We start from the raw sequence: 1,739 nt of genomic DNA on the forward strand, positions 1-1,739 counted from the left end.
ACCACATAGGTGCGCTCCACCACCTCGCCGCTGGCCGCGGGTCGGAACGCCATCGGCAACATGTCGTAGATCGGCGCCAACGCCAGCGGCAAGGCATCGCCCAGCATCAGGCCAGCGTTGCCCAGATGCATGTCGTTGTTGCCGATCAAGGCGCCGAACCAACCGCACACGCGCAGGCGCTGCGCATCTGCGTCGCTCAGCCAGCCTTCGCGCTGCAGTTGCGGTGCGAACGACCACCAGTCGATGCGCCCATGGCCGAAGTAGGCCGCATCCACCGCGGCCAACGAGACGAAGCCGCGCCGTCCCAGCACAGGCGTGCGGTCGAACCGCGTGGACTGCAGGAACACGCGACCGTCGCTCTCGAGCAGTTCGCTCTCGGCGGCGGCGATGCCGTGCGCACGCAGGATGTCGCTGGCCAGGTGTTCACACCGCAGCAGGTCGCTCCAACGCTGCGCGGCCGGCGTGCCGGCACGCTCGCTGAACTTGACGATGACTGCGGTGTAGCCGCCTTCCGTGTGCAGTATTGCGGTGAACTTCGGTTGTTCGCCTCCTGCCGACGAGCCCACCGCCTCGCCACGCAAGACGGCGTTGGCGCGCTGCGGATAATGCTGGGATCGCTGCGCCTTCTCCAGCGCATCAGCCGGCTGCAGGGCGGCCTGTTGCGCACGCTGCAAGGCGAACTCGCCCAGGACCAGGTCGCCGGGCTGATCGTCGCCATGCCGCAGCAACGACAGGACGACATCGTCAGGCTGCCAGCGCTGCAGATCCTGCGGCGCGCCGATGTCGTCGGCGGCGCGCCGTGCGAAGGCACGGCCGAGGAAGCCTTGCGGGCGCTGATCGTCCAGGAACCACGGCAGCCCCGGGAACACGCCATCGGCGAATTCACCATGCACCAGAACCGGTCGCGCGTTCTGCGGAACGAACAGAAATCCATCGCCGTGCATGGCATGGAGATCGCCAAGCGTCTCGGCGCGCCCGTCAGGACGCAGACGGAACAGGGGCCAGCGTCGGCCTGCCCGGCCCAACGTGCGGCTGAGCGCGTAGCGCGTGGCGCGCGCCTTGCCGATCCGCAGCACCTGATCGCCGGCAGCGCTGAGCAGACGCGAGACCGTCGGCTGGCTGATGCCGAACGCCGCTGCGATACCAGGCGCCGTCGCTGCCCCCTCATGGCGCAGAAAAGCAATCAGATCGCGTAGCCGGGCCTCGCTCATTCCCGGATTGAATAGATTTATGAATATATAGTCAAGAGAACTAGACCTGTAAGTGACTGTATTATTTGACCCTTACTTCGATACCAGCCCACTGAAGACTGCTTTTTTGAATAGATCCCTGAAGCGATGGATGGCCAGCCTGCCGAATCTCAGGCGAGCGCCCTACCGGCGCTCGCCTGACTGCTCGATCAGGCAGCAATGCAAGCGGCGAGGTTACGTCCAGTTGTCGTTGCCGAAGTCGCCGTCGTCCTGGAAGTCCTGGCCCATGTCCTGCTGCGGCGTGTCGTCGTAGTAGTTGTTGGTGATGTTCTCGACCACGGTTTCCTGCGGCGCGCCGCCGCCGAACAAACCACCGCCGTGGTGGCCGCCCAGCAGGCTTTCCACGCCCTCGAACAGGAACATGCCGCCGGCCACGCCGGCCGCCGTGGTGGCCGCCGTGCTGAGGAAGCTGGGGCCACGCGCGGCGGCCGGTACCGGCGTCGGCTCCGCGGCCGCAGCGCCACCACCGAACCAGCGCTCGCGCCAGCC

General features: G+C 66.6%; 2 protein-coding genes. Both read right to left on the minus strand.

Annotated features, from left to right (window positions below; translation table 11 throughout):
• A partial coding sequence (gene yjjJ, locus D183_RS0106425; protein WP_017908283.1) for a type II toxin-antitoxin system HipA family toxin YjjJ occupies positions 1-1,211 on the minus strand: 1,211 nt, incomplete at its 3' end.
• A 213-nt stretch (positions 1,212-1,424) separates the two neighbouring features.
• Positions 1,425-1,739 (minus strand): DUF2076 family protein (locus D183_RS0106430; protein WP_017908284.1); only part of this gene is annotated, 315 nt, incomplete at its 5' end.

Origin of the sequence: Xanthomonas sp. SHU 199, assembly GCF_000364665.1 — a bacterium.
GTDB classification, from domain to species: domain Bacteria; phylum Pseudomonadota; class Gammaproteobacteria; order Xanthomonadales; family Xanthomonadaceae; genus Xanthomonas_A; species Xanthomonas_A sontii.